A 17,616-nucleotide genomic window follows, 5' to 3' on the forward strand; every position below is an offset into this window, starting at 1 on the left:
AATTTAGTTATATATCTAGTAATAATAAATGTGTCATTTCTATTTTAAATAGACTTTATCCTAAATACAATTGTACCTCGTGATATTGGAGGGGTTTCGTCGCGAACAATTCTTTTGAACTGAGCCCTTGCAACAGCCTCTTTATATAGAGCCGTAATGCTAGGTGTTAAACTGGTTTTGAGTGTTCTGATATTGAGTATATTACCTCTATCATCGACAACAATTTCAAACTTTACGATACCTGATTCGTCAGAGTCGTCGGCTACGAGTGGTTTACTTTTGAACGCCCATCCATCCATACTTAGCAGTGTACCTGTAAAATTATCGCCGTCGCCTTCACCCGACCTTGTGGGTTTTTTGATAGGTACAGTGTTGTATCCCATCTGGTTTATAGATGAACTAGGTGGTTCGGCGGCTCGTATTTTGACGGGACTAGGTCTTTTAGATGAAATGGATTCTCCAATTTTTTCTTTCTTTTTATAATTTGGAGCTGCCTGTCCACCACCCGACTTGATAGGCTGTTTGGGCCTTGGTTGTATTTTTTTAGGAGGAACTGGAGGACTAGGTTGAGGTTTAGCAGTCAAAATCGTTAGTTCAGAAGCATGTTTTATCTGGGTAGTTATGGTTTGCTGTTGCCAAATAACAGTTTTCATACAAAAATAAATAAGGCCAGCAGAAAGCACCAAGCTCCAGAAAAGAGCCTTTTCTTTATTTTTCCGTTCTTCTAATTGCTGTTGGTATGATTTCATAGTAGTAGTAGTGGGTTCGTATTGTATGTAAAAATACAATTTCATTTGATAGAATCCACAACTAGCGTACTTATTGTATCAATAAAAATGAAGATAACCTGTTCGTTATAAGGCTAATAGGATTAAAGAGTAGAATGAAGAGAATGGCCAATTCAGAGTATATTGCTACCGAATTGGCCAATATGATTTAACTTTTAGGAGGTTTTGCTCCGGCTGCATTGTTGGCATATCCTGTACGTGTCATTTCACCCCAAGAGTGAGTTTTTTTGAAAAAGAGGTCATAATTTCCTTTCAAAGCCCAAAATACAGTGAGCGGATGATAAATAAAGGGTTCAAGAATAGCCGTAATAAATAGTTTTCCAATATCTTTTGGTTCGGTATATCTATTAAAAAAGGTTTCTTGGGCAAGTATCGCCAAAATAGAGAAAAACAAAGACATCGAAAATACCAAGAAAAGCATACTGACAAAAAAAGTACTATTGATATAGCCCATCATCATCATTATTAGCGTAAATATCAAACCCGAGGCTTCGATAAATGGCCCCATCCATTCGGCTACAAACCAATATGGAAAACTCAATAAGCCGATAATTCCATATTTGCGTCTAAAAAGCATATCTCGGTGTAGCATTAGGCATTCTGCTGTGCCACGAGCCCAACGGTTTCGTTGCCTCGACAAAATCTTGGTATCTACGGGGGCTTCTGTCCAACACAATGGGGTAGGTACATAAGCTACTTCATAGGGAAGTTTTTTGTTGAGCATGAGTTTGTGCAAGCGAATCACCAATTCCATGTCTTCACCAACGGTTTTTTTGTTATAACCACCTGCTTCAATCACACGCTCACGATGAAAAATACCAAAAGCTCCCGAAATAAGGAGTAGGCCATTGATTGAGCTCCAAGCTGTGCGGCCTAACAAAAATGCCCTGAAGTATTCAATTAGCTGAATTCTGGGCAAAAACTTGTTGGGTACTTGCAATTTTACCATGTGTCCATGAAAAACCTCGGCATCGTTATTGAGCCAAACGATACCGCCTACAGCCACTACTTCTTTGTGGCTATTGATTACAGGATAGATGAGGTGTTCAAAAGCATTTTCTTCGAGCAAACAATCAACATCTACACAGGCAAAGTAATCGGAATAAGAAATATTGATGCCTGCATTGAGGGCATCGGCTTTACCGCCATTGGCTTTATCGACTACCAAAAGTTTTTTGAATGCCTTATTTCGAGATTTATAAACTGCTCGGATTTCATTGCAAGGAAGTCGGTAGTCAAAATAATAATCGGCTACTTCTAAGTCATAAAATTTGATAGCTTTTTCCAGCGTATCGTCTTTGCTACCGTCATTTACGACAATAATGGTGAGGTTGTTATAGCCAAGCGACAACAACGAACGGATATTTTCTACAATCGTTAGGCCTTCATTATAGGCAGGAGCAACTACCGAAATAGAGGGCAGAAAAGGATTTTGCCTAAAAGCATTAAAGTCAATATTAATATTGGCTTGTTTATGATGTTTTAGCACATTCCATGAACGCCAGCTCATGAGAATGTACGAAATAAATATCATTAAACAATAAATAAATAAACCAAACTGGATAAAGTATGTAAGGAAAAATAGCATGAATTTATTGATTTCGAAGAACGTGAATAGCCAATTTTTGTCTTTTTTTATCTTCGCTTTGTTCAAGATAATTAAGAAAATTTGAGCTATTGAGGTTCATATTATGTAAGGTTTGGGCTGCTTTTACTTGAATAGCAGGTCGGTGGTCACCAAGGCGAAGATAAATAAAAGGTACGTCGTCGTCGGTTCCGTGCATTTCTATGTATTTCAGAATAGCCACCTGTACGTGTTCAGTTTGGCCTACAAACATTTTTTTGAGAACATCCAAAAAGCTGCTGTCACCGCACTCGGCAAGGTATTCGATGGCAGCCTGCCTTACTCTATGATTTTTATGTGAAACAAGATACATAAAATCTACATCTAAATATAATTCTTGAAACATTCGAGCCATTTGAAGCCCCAACACTGCTACTGTAGGCTCGGTATGATTGACCAGTTTAGACAGGTTATCAAATCTTTTGACTTGGCTTCGTTTCAAAAAGCTAATAATCTCATAAATTTCCCAGTCAGACAAAGGGTAACGTAGTTCAGAAAGAATTTCTATTTGGTCGCCCCCCATCGATATTTCGGCCTTGATGGCTACCAATCGTACAAATTGATTGGGGTGGGCAAGCAATTCAGTAAACATGGTCGAGTTTTCGAGGGCTTTAATTGCCAGCAAGTCGTTGGTAGCATTAACCAGTTTGTACCATTTGTATTTAAAAAACTCCTTTTTGATTTTTTTCTCAAACCCAAAGAAGGTATATAACTCTTTGATTTTCTTTTGTTCTTCGCCTAGTAGTACCTTGTTGGCATTAAATATTTCTTCGTAAAGAATTTCACGGAACATTTTATTTTTGAGCTGTTTGGTCGAGAAATAGTTTTGAATTTCATTTTTCATAAATTCATCAATTGCTATATTTTCTTCCATGAGCCAAGCTGTAATATATTGCTGTATTTTCTCTCGGATTTCGTTACGTTTTTGGGTATTTCGTTTGGCATTAGTTTTTTCCATCAAAATAGAGCTCATTACGACTATATCAACAATAATTAAAATAGCTGCAATAACAAGGATTGTTGTAATGAGTTTTTCTATATAAGAATAATGGTAGGGCATTGAGTTATAAAATTTGAGTTAGGACAATATAAAATTTGGCAAGAGAGCAATTCTTGGAATCGAAAAAAGTGCCTATAAATTTATCTCAGGCTTTTATGCTTACTTTTTGACAAAATCGTTACTGAGATACTTGGTAAAAGGCAGAATTTACCAAAATAGTTTACTTAAAGGGTACAAATTCAAATAGCAAAAAACGTTTTGTACTAACTACTGATGGGAAGCGGCGGCCAACAGTCGTCGAACTCTAATGATTAGTTCGTTAAATCGGAACGGTTTTTCCACAAAATCATTAGCACCTAATTCGAGCGACGCTACAATTTTATCTTCAACACTGGTACTTGACAGTACAATAATTGGGGTATTAGATTTTCGTTCTTTTCTAATATGAAATATCAATTCATAGCCTCCAGAATAAGGCATTTGCAAATCGGTAATAACGATGTCGGGTTGTTTTTCATCGTATAAGTCTATCGCTTCTAGTCCATTTTGGCATCCTGTTACTTCATAGCTTTCACGTTGGAATTTATCAACTAATAATTTGAGCAATAGGGATTCGTCTTCTGCAATTAATATTTTCATAAAAAATAAACTTAAAATGGCGTTATGGCTCTTGTACAAGATATTGCCTATTTAGGCATTTGGGTTTTTGGATATTATAATAGTCTGTTATGAGCCTTTTTACAGGTTATGTTTTGGCTAAAATCGTACTGTATAGAGTTATCAGATTAGGGCGTTTGGCTATAAACGAGTTTTTTGATACCCTCATAGTCGCTACGGATATACCCTAAGGTTTGTAGTACTTCTTTGTAAATGTTTTGGAGGGGTTGGGTAATATTGCCATGATGAATATAGTAGGTTTCAATCTCTTTGTATTTTTTACTAGCATTTAATTGCCCAATACAACCAACCATAGAGCTTAATTTGTGAAGTTTTTTGGCAAAACCCTCATAATCATCCTGAAGGAAACAGGTATTAAGTTGCTCCAATTCAGGCTCTATATTTTGTAGTAAATGTTCTACTATTTCGATAAAATACTGTGTTTCATTGTCGTACAATTCGGCAATATAGTCTTTATCGAAACTATGATGAAAAGGGTATGAGTTTAAATCCATGAGCACTGAAAATGACAACTGAATATTGCCAATAGATAAATCTTTACATTAAAGGCTTATTAATCAATACAATGGCGTTTGTATGTTAATAATTATTGGGTAATTAGGGCGAATTCTACAAAAAATAGCCTATTTCAAAAGCAGTACTATACTTATTATTTTATGGTATTAAAGCCCTATTTTTAGTATTCTAAATAATATATTCTAATTACAAATAAAATGAATAATTTTGACTTATTATTCATTTAATGATGAATAATATTTATTAACGCAAAAATCATTCCAAATCACTTCTTGTTTATATTTATGTCTTTATCACATAAATTATAAACGAATATTGGTGATGATTTGGCCTGAATTAAACAACTCACACTAACTATTTTCTTACTTAATGAAGTCAAATAAAACGTCGCCAGATTTATCACAAATCTTTCAAAAGTCGCTTGTTCAGTTTTTTGGATTATCTATTGCATGGTTTATTACTATCCTTTTTCTACGTGGTGTCGAATTGGGCTATAGTAGATTATTGTTTGGGTCAATAGCCTCTTTTTTTCCCGTACTTTTGAAGGGCTTGTTGTACGACGTTATTTATTTTTTCAAAAGCTTATGCTTATTATTTATTTTACATTCGGTACTTGCAACCTTTTCGCTAAAATGGGCCAAATACCTATTTATTACATTGGTAGTATTACTTACTTTATTACAACTTAGCTTGTCGCAGTATTTTCTTACGGCTTTGGTACCGCTTGGTGCAGACTTATATAGCTATTCTATTGCCGATATTAAACAGACCGTTGGTGCAGCAGGAGGTGTTCCGATTGTGGGCGTGCTTGCTATGATAGTAGTGATAGGGGTTATCCTTACAATTTTTATCAAATTGGCACCAAAACTACAAGTTAAATGGGCAATAGCGGCACTATTGCCTATTTTGTCGTTGATTGTAACCTATAGTAGGGCTGATACGCTGATTCAGTCGTCGCAGTTTGAGGGAGAATATTTGAATTATTTGACTCTCAACAAATCGCTTTATTTTGGTAATGCGTCTTACGGCTATTTTTTTGAAAGTGATTCGGAAGTAGATATTTATGCCGACAATTATTTGGGAATAGGTGGTACAATGATTGAAGGTGAAGAAGATATTAAACCCATAGAATATATTGCCGAATCTGAATATCCTTTTTTACGCCGAGATTCGACAGCCGATGTTTTGGGGCCATTTCTAAAACAAAGCGATAAAAAGCCTAATATTGTTATTTTGATTGTAGAAGGCTTGGGGCGTGCATTTACTGGCGAAGGGGCCTATTTGGGGAGCTTTACACCATTTATCGACTCGTTGGCCAATAAGAGTTTGTATTGGAGCAACTTTTTGAGTGAAGGGGGGCGTACTTTTGCAGTTTTGCCATCGTTGTTGGGGTCGTTGCCGTTTGGTAAAGCGGGCTTCAACGAATTAGGTAGTAAAATGCCAAGTCATTTAACATTATTAAGTTTGCTTCGTAAAAATGGTTATCAGAGTGCTTTTTATTATGGTGGCGACAGCAAATTTGATAATATGAATATGTTCTTGAAAAAAGGAGGTGTTGATGTTATCAACGATGAACCAACTTTTGGGTCGGGTTATCAAAAACTACCTGGCGGAGACAGTGGGTTTTCGTGGGGGTACGACGATAAAAGTCTTTTTAAGCGATATTTTGATGTAAACCCAGCAACAGATAGTCGCCCGAAAGTACAAGTGGTATTAACGGTATCGACACACAGCCCGTTCAGAATTAGTAATCAACCTAGCTATGTTCAGAAAGTAGAAGAACGCATGACTGCGCTGAAGTTTACGGCTATGCAACGCAACGAAACACGCCCGTACAACAATATGCTTTCGACAGTAATGTATATGGACGAAGCCGTGAAGTATTTTTTTGATGAATATAGCAAACGCCCTGATTTTGCCAATACAATTTTCTTTATTACAGGTGACCACCGTTTGCCCGAAATTCCGATGGCTACCAAAATTGACCGCTATCATGTGCCACTGATTGTGTATTCGCCATTGTTGAAGCGTACCTCTAAGTTTCAGTCTATTTCAACACACTTTGATATAACGCCTACGATTGTGGCGTATCTCAACAAAAACTATGGATTACAGCGTCCAGCAGTAACTAACTGGCTTGGCAATGGGATTGATACGGTTCGACAATTCAGAAATGTACACGCTTATCCTTTGATGATGACCAAGTCGCAAATGATCGATTTTGTGAAAGGAACATATATGATCAACAACAGCGATTTGTATCAGTTAACGCCAAGCATGGGTATGGTATTAACAACCGATAAAGGAGTGCAATCTACTTTAAAAGGAGGTTTTGACGCCTTTCGGCAAAAAAATAACCGAATGCTGAATGGCAGTAAGCTCGTTCCAGATTCGGTTATTACAAGATTTATTCCTTAGTGAGTGTTCATGGGTATAGCGTTTCAAATACGTTATGCCCATGAATATTTAAGATACTTATCGTTTTTTTACTTTTTGATAATAGTCGTTTAGGATTTTACTCGTCATAGGCTGATACACCTCCCAGAAAAAATCATTTCGGTCGGAAATGGCTTGGTCTTGAACAAACCAAGGGGCGATATACTCTATCCATTTGAAATAAGTCGAGAGCATTCCAATAGGATTATCACTAAAGTCACCAGCAAAATAAGTAAATTCATAATCGTTGTCACGGTGAATCAAAATAGCAGGAAAACGAGAGGGTATACCATATTTTTGTAATTCTTTTTTACCAGCATTATTGGTATAAATTTCGTGGAAAGCCAACGGCCGATTTACTTTTGGGTCGTAGCGAAGAATATCAAACCAATAAGGATATTTGATATTTTGGGGCAACCCATAGTATTCTTGGCCTTCTTTATTACAAACCATAAAAGGCACTTCGGTATCTAAATGTGTTTCGTTTTCGAGTACTACTACTTGGTCGGTGTCGCTTACAAAAGCAATTCCCGATTTGTTGAATTTCCAAGAACCATGTTGTTTAATATAATTTCGTACCAACCATCGTGGTAGCTCTACATTGACGGTGGTGTCTAACGAATCGAAGTATCGGCCAATCCAGCCTGTCCATTGCATACCAAAATCGTTTTCAAAACCCCTTCTGATATTGGGAGACGTGGGCGAGTTGATGTCGTTAAATTCCATCATCACCAGCTTATGCTTCTCTTTCATTTTTCTCAACAAAAACAAATCCTGTTCCGACATTCCGCCATACAAAATTCCCGAACGTTCGGTTTGGCTTTTTCCAGCAAACCATTCTTGGCGATAAATACCGTAAGTATCGGTAAAAAATGCCATATCGGCATCGGTACTGAGTTGTTCTAACTGCGAATCGGTAAAACGTTCTAAGCCTTTTACCTGATAATGCTGGTCTTTTTGAGGAAAAAAGCCAAAATAATCTTCTATTTGATAAAGCTTGGTACTGGTTTTGGTAAACTTCAAATGCTTTAGAATCCAAGTCAAAGAAATATGTTCTTGACCCTCGGAGGTCAATACGGTTTTGTCGACTGTGGCTACAACCATTTTACGTTTGGGTGTAAAAAACCAAGCAAGCCAGAGCCACAATGGTAATAAAATAATAGCAATAAAAACGATTCTTGTGCGAGAAATATCCTTCATTTTGTACTGATTCGAGATGGCTAAAATTGTCTTCTAAAACTGAACCCTGCGTCTAGTTGGTTGCCATTAGGCTTTCCACTTTGTTGTTCATTGAACCAAGAAGCATTGAACGAGAGGATATTTCTTTCCTTGATAACCCTGCTGTAGGTAAAATTGGCTTTGACCGAGTTGAGCTTTTTTTGGCCATCGAGCAATACGTTGCGGCTTTCGTCGGGCGAAATACCAGTACCTATTCCAATAGATAGAAAATCGAAAGAACCTCCAAAATAATAACGGGTGGTAAGGGTATAACTTTGAGAGAAGTCGCTTTCGCCAGGAACAAAAAATGCTCGAAGGTTGAACCAATAATTACCTATATATTTACCCACCGAGGTTGTATAAATCCACGTGGCATCTGTAAACTTTAGGTAACGATAGCCCACTTCGCCCTCAAAACTCTTGGGGAGGTTGGCATATAATGAAAAGCCATTTCTAAATTTAGGAAAAACGGGGGAGTCGGCCGAATAACCCAAATTGACATAGCTATAAAAGGTTTTGCTAATGCGTGGATAAGCATCTATTTCGGCTTGGTAGCCATTATCGCCAAAGCGATTGGCGTAAGTAATACGGCCAATTACTGTGCCGTATTTTGTACCACGGCTATAGGCGAGGCTTGCTAAATGCCAAGGCGATTCATGCAAAGATGAATTGTAATTTTTATCAAAATAAAAATAGTCGTAAGACAACGTTAGGAAGCTCTGCGAAGCATTATCTCTGATACGGGCAGCCAAAGTACGTGCGTCGGTGTTTTGTGGATACCTCTCAATAACCTGATTGACAAGTTTGAGGGCTTCGTCAAAACGCTTTAAATCGTTGAGGACTTTACCTTTTTTGATAGATAATTCTTCATCGTTAGGATAGAAACCGAGTCCTTTGTTACAATATTCGAGTGCTTCAAGCGAATTATCATTCCAATATTCTAAGTCGATAAAACTACTGATGGCTTCTTTATTTTTTGGATTGAGTTTTAGTACCTGATTAAGTTCTTTTCGGGCATCGTCAACCTTGTCGTTCCAAATATAAATTCTACCCAAAAAAACACGTATATCTTCGTAATTAGGGCTTTTGACAAGAGCTTGCTGACAAAGTTCGATAGCTTTGGGATAATCTTTTTTTTCAAACGCCATGTCTCGTGCCATTTTAAAAAGCTCGTCCGAATCAAGGTCTTTTTGAGCATAGCTTGACTTGCTCCATACGAAAAGCGTAAGGATGGTAATAATAAATGCTTTTAGTTTCATATTAAACTTTATTGGGTATGAATAATCAACCAACTGTGGCGGTCAACTGACTTTGGAATTATTTATAATACTTAGGGTAGCCAAAAATGTGCCAAAAGATATGGAAAATAGAGAGAAGGATAGAATATATGATAATTAACAAGACGTATCATATCTTCTATCCTTCAATTTCTTCTTTAATATACTTGCCTTAAAGTTATATGCTTAATGTAATAATTTCAAATATTGGGAAAAATATCTTTGTTATACACTTACCCGAATAGCTTTTAAACCATATACACCTTGCATTTCTTCTAGTTCAAGGTACTCTATTTCGTCGGCCAGTAATTTTTTATTTTGTAAATACTGAATATAGCCCAGGTATTCTTCGGCATCTTTGGTATTGGCGTATACCAAAGCTATTTTGTTGGGTTGAGTAAGGCGTTCGCCTGTATTTTTGATAAGGGCCTTATCTATTCGCTTCTTCATGATTTCGTAACGCAAATTGTATGCACCTTCGGTATCAAAACGACGCTCGTCTTTTCTGAAACTAATATCAATAGGATTGCTATGAATCAGAATTAGTTGGGTTGTGTGTAACTTTACAGGCAATGTTGGTACTAAATCGTGGGTTAGCTTCATCAGCTCGGCCATCGAAAGCAACTGCCAAAGCCGCAGATTACGAAGATAAATCTGATTGAATGGCTTGTGTGGTGCTATACTTTGCCCTAAATAAATGTTGTATTCGACACCATCGGTTTTGTATTTCTCAAAATAATTTGGGTATGATTCTTGTAGTTTATCTTTCTCGATTTCAAGATAATTGCTTACCGTAGAGTTAATCATGTTGAGGCTCTCTTCAAAGGCACGGCGGTGGCGATATACATGTCCATGATTTTGGTCGGATACTTCAAAATAGTGTTCTAAAATAGCTAGACCAGGGCCTTTACATTCGAGCAGATGACGGAACATTGGTTCTATTTCTTCATCGAAAAAATAATTGATATTGATTTCTTCTTCGGGCGAAATACCATCTTTGATTTGTTCGATAAATAAATTGTTTTTAAAAATAAGCTCGTCTAGTAGAGGTAAACCATAAAGGGGGCGAATTGTTGTTAAAGTTGTTTTGATAATTTGGAGTTGCTCAATAAAATCTTTCTGAATGGCATGATTTCGCTCTATCGACGAGTTTCGGATATCGATAGCACCATATAAAGGATAAACATTATTGAAAATCACATTACCAATTTGCTGATTTTGCTTGTTGGTATCTTTGAGGTATTCCCAAGCTACTTCGTTAAACTTCCATTCTACAGAGGGTTGTAAAGAAGTAAATTTCTGCTTGATAAGCTGCTCGATAGTATGATTGAAGTTTTTGACATGGTAGTCGAGTGCCTGCTGTAGTGTTGGCAATACCGTCGAGATTTTTTGTATCTCTTCATGAGTAAGTTCATGTGCATTTTCAGAAGCGATTTCCAAAACCCCCAAAAGTCTATCTTGTCCTATAATAGGATACATAATATAGCCTTTATATTGCCTTTCTAGCAAGGTATAAAACATCGAGTTTTTGTCAATACTGCCATCTAGCAAATTAGATTTAAAAATTATTTCAGGATTTTTGGCATAGTTTTCTCCTGCTTCAGCAAAACTTTTGTACGAAGTATGTCCTTTTGGGGGCGTAATCAACAAAGACTTTTTGTTGTATTCCTCCGACATCACGTAGGTGTCATTGATTTTGAGGAAAGAAAAAAGGTTGACTTTAACGTCTTTTATTCCTAATAATACTTGAATGGTATTTTCTAATGCTTGATAGCTAATATTTTCGGAAAGAGTAGGCATTTTCAAGACAATATTTTTCATTTCATTCAAGCAGGCTTCCTGAGTAATATCTTTGATATTGATAAGTCCAAAGCCTTCAAATGAAAAATTGTCGAGCGGTAACAACTCTCTAAGATGTTTCAAATCCAAAATGACATTGTTTTCACGACATACCAAGCCTTCTTTCAAAAGTGGGATTTCGTCATTGCCAAGATATTTAATATCAATAAAACGTTTATCTACAGCTACTTTATAATATTTTAGCAAGCCTGTTTTACGATTTTGGAATGCGTAAGTCATTTCTTCCTCAGCATCAATAAATACATTGTAGTATTTTTCCAAAATCCATTTATAGGCAAATTGACACTTATTGTCTTTGATATGCTCTACTTCATCTTCGGGCTGAATGGTTAGTAGTCCTGTATCTAAATCGACAAACGAATTTTGGAAAGCCTCCGAATAATAGAATATCTGAAAGTAAAATGGATAACTAAGGGCAAAAAGCTGCTTATCGTCCTCGGTTATCATCGGAAACAAGGCTACACGTAGAAGTTGTATAAGCTCTGGATATTGATGTAATAGTTGAGGGTCGGTAAAAGGTTGGAGTAATTCAGGATGTTCTTCAAATTGCTCGATGATGTCTTGATACATTTTTTTTTGGACACCATGTAGGCTCGCCGATTTCTTACGTAGTACTTCTACGAATGGGCGGAAAGATAAACTACTCTGAACAAAATGGTCTATTTCTAATTCTGGGATATCTGTGGTAATCGTTTTCATTGTTGTACCGCTCTTACAAGTGGTATTTTGCGACTTTACGGTTTTCTATGGTTTATTTAACAAAGGGAAGATGTAGATAAGTTTCATGTCGTTGAAATATCAAATAACATATTGTATTTGTACTACTTTATCATTGTTTAGTAAATTTTCATAAAAGTAATTGTCTGTAAAACAGTATGTTATATATTATTGAATTGTGGTGTGTTATTTTCTTTAATATTGAGATAACATTAGATACCCTCAAAAAAGTTTTCTATTGCTATATGTTTTTTAGCAGCACTATCGTAGATATTTTGTGGCTAGGATAGTGCGTGAATTATTAAGCTGAGAAATGGTTTGATAATCAGATAGCTATGTTGCAATAGGGCGAATTTGTTACGAATCTTTTGAGGAGTTCTTAAAAACAATTTACTATTGTAATTTACCTTTCAATGGTAATACTTGTGTTGATTGATTATGTGTTTTTGGGAAAAACTATGGAGATTGTTGGTATTTATGAAACAAATGGTAACCTCAAGAGCTACGGCCTGTTTATATCCGAAACAATTTATAGAGGTACAAATTTCACTCCCAAAGTCTATTTTAAGTTTCGTGATTTTATTTCTGTTTCAATCTGTTTTAAGGTATAAGAACAGAGAAAACGAGCTAACGAAAAACTTCCACAAAGTGTCAGTAAATTATACTTGTCACTTTTTATAGCAAAGTATATTAGCCCAAATGCTGTAATCAGTATTATAATACTGAGAATACGAACAAAAGCTTTATCCTTTTTTTGTTTTGCTTTTAGCTCTTCTAAGGTCAATTCTTTGAATTTTCTGTTTTCTTGCATGATTATCTAAATCATGGGTCATCTTATTAATTTCTACTAACACTATTTCGTTAGCACTATACTTGGAAATCAATATTGAACCCCACAAACATTCTTGTTAGTTATGGCATTTTGTAAAGTTTAGGAAGCACTTTTTTCTTCCATTCTTAATAATAGTTTTTCTAAATTATCGGCATCTTTACTCCATTTTTCTGGATTGCTAACGATGTATTGTTGACACTTGTATAATTCATTTTCGAAGCGAATAATATGCTCCCAATAATTTCTTTGCCATATTTTAGCGGATTGTTTCTGTATTAAATCGTTGTCTTTTAGGTATTTATAGAATGTTTGGAAAACCAATGATTTGAAACTTCCGATGATATTTCCTAAAAGTGTGTGTTTGGAGAATTTCAATGCAGCCTTATCGTCCTGAATCCTGTTCTTATTAATATGGATAATGGCATGAAGATGATTTGGCATAATTTGGAAAGTACTTAGCTCAACGGAAACAAAACGACTTGGTATATTTAGCCATTCTTTTTCAATAATTGATCCTAGGTATGATAAATGTATTCGCTCGTCTATTATTTCTCCAAAAATATGCTCACGATTGATTGAACAAATTGTGATGAAATATGACCCACCAGCAGAATAATCATGGTTTTTGTATCGAATAGAACGTCTTGATTTTTTGTTTGACATAGAATTAGGTGTAAAATATTGGTTCAATTTCGGCAACCGTGAAGGTTGCCGCTACATAATTATAAATAAAGGTATATATCCAAAATTCTGTATCGATAACCCTTGCGTTTATCAATTATAATATTTCTGGTCAATTTCGGCAACCGTGAAGGTTGCCGCTACACAATTATAAATAAAGGTATATATCCAAAATTCTGTATCGATAACCCTTGCGTTTATCAATTATAATATTTCTGGCCAATTTCTGCAACCGTGAAGTTTGCCGCTACATAATTATAAATAGAGGTATATACCCAAAATTTTGTAGCGATAACCCTTGCGGTTATCAATTATGAATAAAGATAAGGATATAAAATTTTGTAGCGAAACCTTTTGCGTTTATCAATTGTAATCATAAATAAAGATAAGGATATAAAATTCTGTAGCGAAACCTTTTGTGTTTATCAATCGCAATATTTCTGCTCAAAACAGAGATAATATAACCTTATTGCAGTTTACAAATTTCCTAATTATCCTCCTGTTCTCTCTCGCACAAACTGTGCTAAATCGCACAAATATTGTATTTCTGAATTTGTTTAATTTGTTGATATTCAGTAGTTTATATTTTGGCACTGTCTTTGGAATACTATTAGCAAATCTAACGTATTATGGACAAAGAAATCTCTCAAAACCTAATTAAACAACGGAAAACTAAAAAATGGTTTATCGGTTTGTCGCTTGTGTTTGCCTTACTGGCGTTGTTATATTTTTTCAGAAACTCGCTTCAGTCTTCTTTGGAGGCTTCTAAAATCAGAACAGCGGTGGCCGAAATCGGTAGCGTCGAAAATACGCTGACGGCTTCGGGTGAAGTAATTCCTGCTTTTGAACAAAGCATTACTAGTCCGATAAAAGCCAGTATCAAAAAGGTATTTTTTAGCACAGGTGCATCAGTAAAGGCTGGTCAGCCGATTATGGATTTGGATAAATCACTGACGCTTATTGAACTGGAAAAGCTCAAAGACCAATTGGCTTTGAAACAAAATAGCATCGGGAAACTCAAAATGGATTTGGATAAAAAAATCTATGATTCCGACATCAGCGACAAAATCAAATCGTTGACCATCAATCGTCTCAGAGCTGATTTGGAAGACACCAAACGTCTGCAAAAAGTAGGAGGACGCACGCAAGAAGATGTCACCAAAGCCGAAAATACTTTGAAAATTGCTGAATTAGAAAAAGCTCAATTAGAAAACGAATTGAATTATCATCGCAAATCGGTAGGGGCAAATGTGCGTGAGTCGGAATTGAATGCCGAAATTGAAAGCAAAAATCTGAAAGAGTTGCAACACAAAATTACAATGGCGGATATTGTTGCCGACCGTTCGGGCGTGCTTACTTGGGTAAACGATAAAATCGGTTCTGCCATTAATGAGGGGGAAATGTTGGCTAAATTGGCTGATTTGGGCAGTTTTCGGGTAGAAGGTTCTTGTTCTGATACCTATTCCGACCAATTGAAAGTGGGCATTCCTGTTATCGTAAAAGTCAATGAAATCAGTTTGCGTGGTATAGTGGTACAAATAAAACCTTCGGTAGCCAATGGCATTGTACAATTTTCGATTGCTTTAGACGACAATAAACACGCTTCCCTTCGCCCCAATATGAAAGTAGAAGTATTTATCGTCACCAATCGTATTACCAATGCCGTGCGTGTTGCCAATGGCCCAGCTTTTAATGGCAAAAGAAAAATCTCAGTATTTATTTTGGAAAAGGGCATTGCCAAAAGAAGAGAAGTAGAAATAGGTTTGTCGAATTTTGATTTTGTAGAAATCAAAAGTGGTATTCAGGCGGGCGAAAAAGTGATCATTTCGGATTTGAGTAAGTATGAGCATTTGAACGAAATTAAAATTGAACAACGATGAAAAAGATTTTATTCAGCTTGTTGTTCATCGGCAATATATCGCTTGCACAACAAACACAATTGAGTTTATACGAAGCTGTACAAATGGCAAAAGATAAATCTATTGCTGCCAAACAGGCTTCTACCCAAAAGGAAACAGATTTTTGGCGATTCAAATCTTTTCAGGCTGATTTCAAACCGCAACTGAGTTTGAGTGGTGCATTGCCCAGTTTTACCCGTTCGTTTATTGAGGTTCGTCAGCCCGATGGAACAGTGGCTTTCCAGTCGGTATCAAACAACAATTCGTCGTTGACGCTATCACTAAGTCAAAGTATTGCCAAAACTGGCGGAACAGTTTTTGTACAAAAGCAAATTCAGCGCTTTGATGATTTTGAACGAAATTCTACCTTGTACAATGGCGTTCCTGTAGCTTTTGGCTTGAGCCAGCCATTATTTCGATTCAATCAAATGAAGTGGGATAAGCAAATTGAGCCTTTGAAATATACCGAAAGCCAGCAAGTTTTTTTGGAATCATTAGAAAAAGTTTCCTTAAATGTAAGTGACTATTACTTTGATTTGTTGATTGCTCAGGTAAATTTACAAATTGCCGAAAAGAACCGAAGCAATAATGATACGCTTTATAAAATTGCTTCTAAAAGGTTGGAATTGGGCAAAATTTCAGAAAATGATATTCTACAATTGCGTTTGTCGGTACTAAATGCCCAAAAAGATTTGGCTTCTGCCAAGCAACAAGCCGAAGTAGCAACCCTGCAATTGAAGTCGTACATTGGTTATAGAGAAGATAATAAATTTGATTTGGCGATTCCATTTCAGATCAAAACGTTTGAGATTGATGCCCAAAAAGCGATTCAGGCGGCCTTGGGGAGCCGCTCGGATGCAATTGCTTTTAGAAGAAGAATCCTTGAAGCCGAAAGAGATTTGAACAAAGCCAAAGCCGAAAATGGTCTAAATGCGTCATTAAACATGACTTTTGGGTTGTCAAATCGAGGTGCTAAGCCTTTGGATATTTACAAAAATGCTCAAGACCGTGAGTTTGTCGAAATTCAGTTTACTTTACCTATTATGGACTGGGGAAGGTCGAAAGCCCGAACAGAAACTGCAAAAGCCAATTTACAACTTACCCAACAAAGTGTTGAGCAAGACAAGCTGACATTCGAGCAGCAGATTTATACGCAAGTAACGCTTTTTGAAATGTTACAAAAACAAGTAAAGCTTACGGCTGAAACCGATGAAATTGCTACCAAACGTTATCAAATAGCACAAGATAGGTACATTTTAGCCGATTTGAGTATTACAGATTTGGGTATTGCTTTGCAAGAAAAAGACCGAGCCAAACGAGATTACATTGTGGCTTTAAGGGATTACTGGCGAGCGTATTACACTTTAAGATATTATACTTTATACGATTTTGAACAAAACACATCTTTAAATCCTAGCAATTAATCATGATTAAACTAAGCAACATCGAGAAGGTCTATCAGACCAGCAATATTGAAACATTGGCATTGAACAATATCAATATCGACATCAAAAAAGGAGAATTTGTATCTATCATGGGGCCTTCGGGCTGTGGCAAAAGTACGCTTTTAAACATTATGGGACTTTTGGATGAACCCTCAACAGGAACAATCGCCATTGATAATAAGCCTGTTGAGAAATTTACGGATAAAGATTTGGCGTATTTAAGAAATCAGAAAATAGGTTTTATTTTCCAAAGTTTTCACTTGATAAACGATTTATCTATTTTGGATAATGTAGAAATTCCCTTGCTTTATCGTGCTTCAACGAATAAAAGTAGAAGAGAAGCCGCCAAAGAAGCTTTAGAAAAAGTAGGATTAAGTAACAGAATGAAACACTTCCCGAACCAGCTTTCGGGTGGACAAAAACAGCGTGTTGCCATTGCCAGAGCCATTGTGGGTAATCCAGAAATCATTTTGGCTGATGAACCTACAGGAAATTTGGACAGTGCAATGGGAAATGAAATTTTGAATATTCTTTTACAACTCAATGCAGAAGGAAGTACGATTGTGATGGTAACACACGACGAAAATATGGCAAAGAAAACCCACCGTTTGATTCGCCTTTTTGATGGCACGCAAGTATCTTAATT

The 17,616-nt window shown here is 36.3% G+C and carries 14 protein-coding genes; 4 read left to right on the top strand and 10 right to left on the bottom strand.

Annotated features, from left to right (window positions below):
• Positions 1-44: 44 nt before the first annotated feature.
• The 5 genes from FLEMA_RS0166820 to FLEMA_RS0166840 all read right to left on the bottom strand — a co-directional run bounded on the left by FLEMA_RS0166820 (position 45) and on the right by FLEMA_RS0166840 (position 4,584).
• Positions 45-749, bottom strand: a complete 705-nt coding sequence (locus tag FLEMA_RS0166820) for an energy transducer TonB (RefSeq protein ID WP_044175634.1) — start codon at positions 747-749, stop codon at positions 45-47.
• Between the two features lie 187 nt (positions 750-936).
• Complete coding sequence (locus FLEMA_RS0166825) at positions 937-2,298, bottom strand: glycosyltransferase family 2 protein (protein ID WP_218918582.1); 1,362 nt, start codon at positions 2,296-2,298, stop codon at positions 937-939.
• 82 nt (positions 2,299-2,380) lie between these two features.
• Entirely contained in the window at positions 2,381-3,472 is a 1,092-nt protein-coding gene (locus FLEMA_RS0166830) for a HEAT repeat domain-containing protein (RefSeq protein WP_026998215.1), read from the bottom strand.
• Between the two features lie 207 nt (positions 3,473-3,679).
• The gene (locus FLEMA_RS0166835) at positions 3,680-4,051 is read right to left on the bottom strand and encodes a response regulator transcription factor (protein ID WP_026998216.1); all 372 of its coding nucleotides are present in this window, start codon (positions 4,049-4,051) and stop codon (positions 3,680-3,682) included.
• Positions 4,052-4,197: 146 nt separating this feature from the next.
• Positions 4,198-4,584 carry a hypothetical protein gene (locus tag FLEMA_RS0166840; protein ID WP_026998217.1) on the bottom strand — a complete coding sequence of 129 codons (387 nt, stop codon included), beginning with the start codon at positions 4,582-4,584 and terminating at the stop codon, positions 4,198-4,200.
• A 391-nt stretch (positions 4,585-4,975) separates the two neighbouring features.
• Here FLEMA_RS0166840 and FLEMA_RS0166845 point away from each other — a divergent pair, with 391 nt between their 5' ends.
• Entirely contained in the window at positions 4,976-7,024 is a 2,049-nt protein-coding gene (locus FLEMA_RS0166845; RefSeq protein ID WP_026998218.1) for an LTA synthase family protein, read from the top strand.
• Between the two features lie 57 nt (positions 7,025-7,081).
• On the opposite strand, the gene FLEMA_RS0166850 is transcribed toward FLEMA_RS0166845, so the two are convergent.
• From FLEMA_RS0166850 to FLEMA_RS75795, 5 genes are all read right to left on the bottom strand, one after another.
• Positions 7,082-8,242 (bottom strand): hypothetical protein, encoded by a 1,161-nt coding sequence (locus FLEMA_RS0166850; protein ID WP_026998219.1) that lies wholly within the window; start codon positions 8,240-8,242, stop codon positions 7,082-7,084.
• Positions 8,243-8,262: 20 nt separating this feature from the next.
• The gene (locus FLEMA_RS0166855) at positions 8,263-9,519 is read right to left on the bottom strand and encodes a YaiO family outer membrane beta-barrel protein (protein WP_044175639.1); all 1,257 of its coding nucleotides are present in this window, start codon (positions 9,517-9,519) and stop codon (positions 8,263-8,265) included.
• A 243-nt stretch (positions 9,520-9,762) separates the two neighbouring features.
• On the bottom strand, positions 9,763-12,096 hold the full coding sequence (locus tag FLEMA_RS0166860) for a GAF domain-containing protein (protein WP_026998221.1): 2,334 nt from the start codon (positions 12,094-12,096) through the stop codon (positions 9,763-9,765).
• A 577-nt stretch (positions 12,097-12,673) separates the two neighbouring features.
• On the bottom strand, positions 12,674-12,925 hold the full coding sequence (locus FLEMA_RS0166865; protein WP_026998222.1) for a hypothetical protein: 252 nt from the start codon (positions 12,923-12,925) through the stop codon (positions 12,674-12,676).
• A 120-nt stretch (positions 12,926-13,045) separates the two neighbouring features.
• Positions 13,046-13,609, bottom strand: a complete 564-nt coding sequence (locus FLEMA_RS75795; protein WP_044175641.1) for a transposase — start codon at positions 13,607-13,609, stop codon at positions 13,046-13,048.
• A gap of 647 nt (positions 13,610-14,256) precedes the next feature.
• On the opposite strand from FLEMA_RS75795, the gene FLEMA_RS0166875 reads away from it, so the two are divergent.
• Genes FLEMA_RS0166875 through FLEMA_RS0166885 form a run of 3 tightly spaced genes read left to right on the top strand, consistent with a single transcriptional unit; the run spans position 14,257 to position 17,614 of the window.
• Positions 14,257-15,507: an efflux RND transporter periplasmic adaptor subunit gene (locus FLEMA_RS0166875; protein ID WP_026998223.1), complete on the top strand. Its 1,251-nt coding sequence runs from the start codon at positions 14,257-14,259 to the stop codon at positions 15,505-15,507.
• The gene (locus FLEMA_RS0166880) at positions 15,504-16,949 is read left to right on the top strand and encodes a TolC family protein (protein ID WP_026998224.1); all 1,446 of its coding nucleotides are present in this window, start codon (positions 15,504-15,506) and stop codon (positions 16,947-16,949) included. Before FLEMA_RS0166875 ends, FLEMA_RS0166880 begins: the two co-directional genes overlap by 4 nt.
• Before the next feature lie 2 nt (positions 16,950-16,951).
• Positions 16,952-17,614 carry an ABC transporter ATP-binding protein gene (locus FLEMA_RS0166885; protein ID WP_026998225.1) on the top strand — a complete coding sequence of 221 codons (663 nt, stop codon included), beginning with the start codon at positions 16,952-16,954 and terminating at the stop codon, positions 17,612-17,614.
• Positions 17,615-17,616: the final 2 nt, after the last annotated feature.

The organism is Flectobacillus major DSM 103 (genome assembly GCF_000427405.1).
Taxonomy (GTDB): Bacteria; Bacteroidota; Bacteroidia; order Cytophagales; family Spirosomataceae; genus Flectobacillus; species Flectobacillus major.

Excerpts from the sequence above, each read along its gene's own strand:
- FLEMA_RS0166830 (WP_026998215.1), bottom strand. The coding sequence starts at position 3,472 with ATGCCCTACCATTATTCTTATATAGAAAAACTCATTACAACAATCCTT.
- FLEMA_RS75795 (WP_044175641.1), bottom strand. The coding sequence starts at position 13,609 with ATGTCAAACAAAAAATCAAGACGTTCTATTCGATACAAAAACCATGAT.
- FLEMA_RS0166855 (WP_044175639.1), bottom strand. The coding sequence starts at position 9,519 with ATGAAACTAAAAGCATTTATTATTACCATCCTTACGCTTTTCGTATGG.
- FLEMA_RS0166840 (WP_026998217.1), bottom strand. The coding sequence starts at position 4,584 with ATGGATTTAAACTCATACCCTTTTCATCATAGTTTCGATAAAGACTAT.
- FLEMA_RS0166875 (WP_026998223.1), top strand. The coding sequence starts at position 14,257 with ATGGACAAAGAAATCTCTCAAAACCTAATTAAACAACGGAAAACTAAA.
- FLEMA_RS0166880 (WP_026998224.1), top strand. The coding sequence starts at position 15,504 with ATGAAAAAGATTTTATTCAGCTTGTTGTTCATCGGCAATATATCGCTT.
- FLEMA_RS0166860 (WP_026998221.1), bottom strand. The coding sequence starts at position 12,096 with ATGAAAACGATTACCACAGATATCCCAGAATTAGAAATAGACCATTTT.
- FLEMA_RS0166825 (WP_218918582.1), bottom strand. The coding sequence starts at position 2,298 with ATGAGCTGGCGTTCATGGAATGTGCTAAAACATCATAAACAAGCCAAT.
- FLEMA_RS0166865 (WP_026998222.1), bottom strand. The coding sequence starts at position 12,925 with ATGCAAGAAAACAGAAAATTCAAAGAATTGACCTTAGAAGAGCTAAAA.
- FLEMA_RS0166835 (WP_026998216.1), bottom strand. The coding sequence starts at position 4,051 with ATGAAAATATTAATTGCAGAAGACGAATCCCTATTGCTCAAATTATTA.
- FLEMA_RS0166850 (WP_026998219.1), bottom strand. The coding sequence starts at position 8,242 with ATGAAGGATATTTCTCGCACAAGAATCGTTTTTATTGCTATTATTTTA.
- FLEMA_RS0166820 (WP_044175634.1), bottom strand. The coding sequence starts at position 749 with ATGAAATCATACCAACAGCAATTAGAAGAACGGAAAAATAAAGAAAAG.
- FLEMA_RS0166885 (WP_026998225.1), top strand. The coding sequence starts at position 16,952 with ATGATTAAACTAAGCAACATCGAGAAGGTCTATCAGACCAGCAATATT.
- FLEMA_RS0166845 (WP_026998218.1), top strand. The coding sequence starts at position 4,976 with ATGAAGTCAAATAAAACGTCGCCAGATTTATCACAAATCTTTCAAAAG.